Source organism: Roseovarius tibetensis (assembly GCF_050896375.1).
Taxonomy (GTDB): domain Bacteria; phylum Pseudomonadota; class Alphaproteobacteria; order Rhodobacterales; family Rhodobacteraceae; genus Roseovarius; species Roseovarius tibetensis.
In genome coordinates this window covers 1-4431 of sequence record NZ_JBPBBB010000088.1, presented here as the reverse complement: position 1 = coordinate 4431, position 4431 = coordinate 1, and the positions used below count along the sequence as shown (strand labels likewise).

9 protein-coding genes are annotated in these 4431 nt (G+C 65.3%); 1 reads left to right on the top strand and 8 read right to left on the bottom strand.

What is annotated here, in order from left to right:
- Positions 1-775, top strand: a 775-nt coding sequence (locus ACROSR_RS20205) for a tetratricopeptide repeat protein (protein ID WP_432687673.1), incomplete at its 5' end; no start/stop codon positions are given.
- A gap of 54 nt (positions 776-829) precedes the next feature.
- Here ACROSR_RS20205 and ACROSR_RS20200 read toward each other — a convergent pair.
- The 8 genes from ACROSR_RS20200 to ACROSR_RS20165 all read right to left on the bottom strand — a co-directional run.
- Positions 830-1030, bottom strand: a complete 201-nt coding sequence (locus tag ACROSR_RS20200; protein ID WP_336419778.1) for a hypothetical protein — start codon at positions 1028-1030, stop codon at positions 830-832.
- A gap of 148 nt (positions 1031-1178) precedes the next feature.
- The gene (locus ACROSR_RS20195; protein ID WP_432687672.1) at positions 1179-1544 is read right to left on the bottom strand and encodes a hypothetical protein; all 366 of its coding nucleotides are present in this window, start codon (positions 1542-1544) and stop codon (positions 1179-1181) included.
- Positions 1545-1602: 58 nt separating this feature from the next.
- Positions 1603-1737 carry a hypothetical protein gene (locus ACROSR_RS20190; RefSeq protein WP_336419780.1) on the bottom strand — a complete coding sequence of 45 codons (135 nt, stop codon included), beginning with the start codon at positions 1735-1737 and terminating at the stop codon, positions 1603-1605.
- A gap of 28 nt (positions 1738-1765) precedes the next feature.
- Positions 1766-2023, bottom strand: a complete 258-nt coding sequence (locus ACROSR_RS20185; RefSeq protein ID WP_336419781.1) for a hypothetical protein — start codon at positions 2021-2023, stop codon at positions 1766-1768.
- Positions 2023-2703, bottom strand: coding sequence for a YcbK family protein (locus ACROSR_RS20180; RefSeq protein WP_336419782.1), 681 nt, complete (start codon positions 2701-2703; stop codon positions 2023-2025). The genes ACROSR_RS20185 and ACROSR_RS20180 overlap by 1 nt, the downstream gene beginning before the upstream one ends.
- Positions 2704-2882: 179 nt before the next feature.
- Positions 2883-3191, bottom strand: coding sequence for a hypothetical protein (locus ACROSR_RS20175; RefSeq protein WP_336419783.1), 309 nt, complete (start codon positions 3189-3191; stop codon positions 2883-2885).
- 86 nt (positions 3192-3277) lie between these two features.
- Positions 3278-3823, bottom strand: a complete 546-nt coding sequence (locus tag ACROSR_RS20170; protein ID WP_336419784.1) for a hypothetical protein — start codon at positions 3821-3823, stop codon at positions 3278-3280.
- Positions 3820-4431 (bottom strand): hypothetical protein (locus tag ACROSR_RS20165; RefSeq protein ID WP_432687671.1); only part of this gene is annotated, 612 nt, incomplete at its 5' end. The genes ACROSR_RS20165 and ACROSR_RS20170, both read right to left, overlap by 4 nt.

Genomic DNA, 4431 nt, shown 5'->3' with positions numbered 1-4431 from the left:
CTTTCAGCGGCTGATCACCCCGGCGGAGGAGCGGCGCTTCATCGACGGCATCCGCGCTCTCAATGAGGGCGAGCAGGGTGCTGCATTGGCTGCGCTGGAGGAAGCGCGCGATCTGCCAGACGCCGCATGGATGGCCGGGATGATCCGCCTGCGCCGTGAGGAGTTTGACCGCGCCAAGGCGCATTTCCAGAATGCGCTGAACCGCCTCGACGATCTGGGTGCGCTGTTTGAAAAATACGAGATCGCCGCGCAGGCCAGCCTGCCGATCACCGAGGATATCTTTGCGCATGTTTTCCCGCGCGAGCGTGGCACGCGGCTGGCGCTGGTCGAGATCGCGCAGCTTGAGGGCCACTCTAGCGATGCGCTCGCGCATACAGAGCGACTCATGACGATCGATCCCATCGACCCGGTGGTGCTTCTGTCTTTCGCCGAGCTTGCGCTCGATATGCCCGATGACCGGGTACTGATGGACAGGGTGGTACGCGCCAGCACCCATGTCGAAAACGAAACCCCACTCGACACGGCGATCCTGCTCTACCGCGGCAAGGCGCTGGGCGCGCTTGGTCTTCCAAATGCGGCCATCGATGTGTTCACGCTGGCCAACCGCCGCCGCAAGGATCGCCCAAAGGCACTGCTGCACCAGATCCGCTATGACCGCGCGGTGCTTTATCACGAGACCGGCCAGCGCGCCCGCGCGCGGCGACAGTTCGAGCGCATCTATGCCGCCGATCCGGGCTTTGAGGACGTAGCTGAAAGGCTCGGGGTGAGGGCATGAGCGCTGCTGAAACCTGTATTGAGATGCCTCACAGGACCGTGCGAAGGAAGGTCCTCAGCGAATATCGAACCAGCGCATGGCGATCTGCAGGAGATGGTCATAATCGCCTACCGTGGCCTCAGCCAAGAAGGCGGCGATCTCATTCTCAGGCAGGCCGACTTCCTGCGCCGCCTTGCGGCAGCGGCCGAGAACGGAAAAGGCATTGCCGTCATGGCCAGAAAGTTCGACGGTGATGTCTGGGTGTTTGGGGTTCATGGCGGGCGTTCCTTGCGTCAGTCAGGACGACAACAGGCGCGATGGGCGCGCATAGTCCAGTTGAATATCAGTGGGTTTGCTGCGGGTGATGACAGGCCCGCGCCTTCGGTGGCGAAACCACAGCGGTCGCGGTCGATGCATTGCAGCGTTATTCAGCGCCGCGGCTGATCATACTCGGGTCGATTTCCGGCTCGTCCCATTTCGACGAGACACCCATCCAGCGCTCGATCTGCGCCTGAAGCTTGGGATCGTCAGCGCAGAGATGGAATGTGTACAGGCGGTTGACGATGTCGCGCATCAGGTCGCGCATTTCGTCCTCATCGATATGCGAAACGTCCGTCCAGGGAATTCGCCGGCCATCGGCATCCACGACAAACACGTCCGAATAATCGCCGGTTCTTGTCATCGGTGTCTTGCCGGCATGGATGGTCTCAAGATGCGTGTTGCGCACGCAGAGCATGGCCATGATCCTGGCCAGCTTCGCCGCGATGCGCTTTTCGTCGTCCCTTTTCATCGCCCGACAATAGCCGCAACCGGGCGCCCGCGCCACAATTCCGAACGGCGGTTCCAGCTCATCGGCCTGTGCAGGCCCGCGCCTGGTCGCGCAGCACCGCATAATCCGCAAGCCACTCCACGATCACCGCATCCTCCAGCAGCGCCGCCAGCTCTTCCGCCACGCGCACCTGCTCGGCCCGGCTGTACGCCACCACCGGCGGGCAGGCGCTGGGCGGGGTGTCAGAAGCGACCCCCGCGCAACCGCTCAAGAACAGTATCGCGATCACGAGGGCGGTTGGCGGCAGCAAGTAGCATCTGTCGTCGCACGGCATCATTGCGCTCCAGCATGTCCAACCGCTCGGCGGCGCGGCCCGCGCGCTCGCCGCTGCGTCGGAGGTTGAGAAGAAAAAGGACGATGGTGAGCGCGGCGAGCGCGAGAGCCGCCAGCCGCCGCGCCCATGGCCGGGCCAGAATCCCGGCAAGCAGTTTGCCCCACATCAGCGCCGCCCCTTGCGCCAGTCATCCACCCGCGCCCAGACGGCGATACCGATCCCGCCGAGCGCCAGTACGATGAACACCCATCGCAGGGTGTCGAGATACGGCACCAGCGGCAGGACCGCGCCCTGCGTCTCGGCCAGCACCTCCTGCGTGACCTCGACCCCGGCAGCCCCCGCGGTAGCCACGCCGGCCGTCCCGGTGCCCTTGAGCGTCCGGCTCTCGGCCAGCACTTCGCGTGCGGGCGGTGTCTCGGGCGCAAACGGCGTCGCGCGCGGCGGGAACGGCACGCCCCACTGCCGTGCCGGCCCAAGATCGACATGCATGAAGTTCGAGCGGGGGTACGTCCCGAAGCCCAGAAACCCCACCTCGCGCGCGGCTCGTTCGAAAGACTCCGGATCATGGTTGGCCATGGAGATATCGAAGGCTGTGCCCTCCATGTGTTTCGAGTGCGTCGCCCCATCCACGGCGCGGTTGTGCTCGGGGCTGCGATAGGCCGAGTTGATGATCAGCGGCTTGCCCAGCCGATCGCGCAGCGCCTGCAAGGTGTCGAGCGCTTCGGGGTGCAGCTTGAGCTGGCCGGTGCCGCGGCAGGCGATCTCGGCGGGCGAGAAGTCGGGCCAGCGCCAGAGATGCTCGGGCACCTCGCGGAAATGGCGGAAACTGCGAATTGGGTCGGACATGAGAGGCTCCTTCGGAGTGTGATAAAACGGGATCAACCCCGCGGCCCGGACGGGCAGCAGGGCGTGGTGGGCGGATTTCGGAAATGCGCGTCGTGAGACCGGAAAGAGCGCGTCGCGAAGCGCCAGGCGTCCGGGTGTGCCGTGCGCGCGCTACGCTGGACGCGCCTGACGCGCGGTGCTCAGTCTTCGCGCCCGCGCTGGAAGGCGGCGAACATCAGGTTGCGCATGTCGTGGATGTCGCGCTCGATGCGCTCGAGCCGGTCGTGATCGACGCGCCGGTCCTCGTCGCGGCGCTTCTCGATGCGCAGGCGCTCGGCGTCGAGCTCCTGTTCGAGCTTGTGCAGCAGCGCCTCGTTGGTAAATGCCTTGCGCGTGACCGCGACGGCCAACCCGCCGATGAAGGTGAACCAGACGCCGATCGCGGCCGCCACGCCATGATCCCGGAACGCCTGGATGATCTGATCGGTGAAGCTCTGGCGCTCGGACATGGTGCCTCCCTGTGCTGATGCTTATGATGGGTCCTGCGGGTTTTGGTGGAGGCCACCGACACCAGGCCGGCCGGATCAGACCGCCGTCATCCCATGCCGGCGCGGTTGCGCGCGACCGCGTGGATGTGGTCGCGCGTCGCGCTGTCCAGCGCCCCGGGAAAGAGCATCACCTGATTGGCGGTGCCGGATAGCGCGAGCGCATTGATCCCGGCCGAGAGCGGGATCACGTCCTCGGTGAACGTGTCGTCCGGCCGGTAAATCATCAGCGTCCAGATGCCGGCCTGCGCCTGCGGAATGTTGACGCTGAACCCAGCTCCCTCACCGAAGTCCAGAAAAGGCATGACCGTGCCGGCGCGGTAGACCGGCCGATCCTTGAAGCCGAACATGTCGCCCGAGAGGTCCGAGATGTCCCGAACAAGCGCATGGCCCGACGCCTTCCGGACGGCCGACGTCGTGTCTGTTGCCAGACCTGCGACCACGAACGCCGCGGACTTTCGAATGGCGGATTTGTCCTCAGTTTCCAGACCCTCGACGACATGGGCCGTGGCTTTTCGAACGGCGGATCTGCTGTCGGTTTCCTGACCCGCCACCACGAACGCCGTTGATTTCCGGATGCCGGCATCGTTGGTCACGCGAGCGCCTCGAGCCCGAACTGCGTCGCGTCAATCTCCAACGCCGTCCAGGCGGCCCCGGTTGCCGGGTTCACATCCCAGAAGAACCGGACAGCGCCGAGCGCGTCAGCGATATCGACAGGGGCTCCCAGAAGCGCTGCACCGGCCCGGCCGTCGAAACGCTGCACCGGAGAGGCTCCGCTCTTGAACGCGGCCGCGACGAACGACACCCCGAAGATGGTGGTGTCGGCGGGCAACGCGGGCATGTCGGCGAGATTGAACACATGTGCCTGCCCGACCGCGCTTGCGACCATGGCATCCGCGACATCCGAAAACGCGATGCCGGAGATGCTGGCGACCGACCCCGCGAACTCCGCGGGGGTCCCGTCGGAAACCAGAGGCAGCGTGTGCAGCCTGAATCCGAGCGTCGGACCATCCGCGATGATCAGCTCGGCCCATGGCACATTGTAGAAATCGTTGGTCCGGTCCGAACAGCCCTCAACGCGCAGCGATGCGACGAGCTCCGACGTCCCCGGCTTGAGAACGCCCTCGTGCACGACTTGCAGGATCCCGTCGATATAGGCCAGAAAGACCCCGTCCGGATCGCCGATCTTCACATACATGTCGAG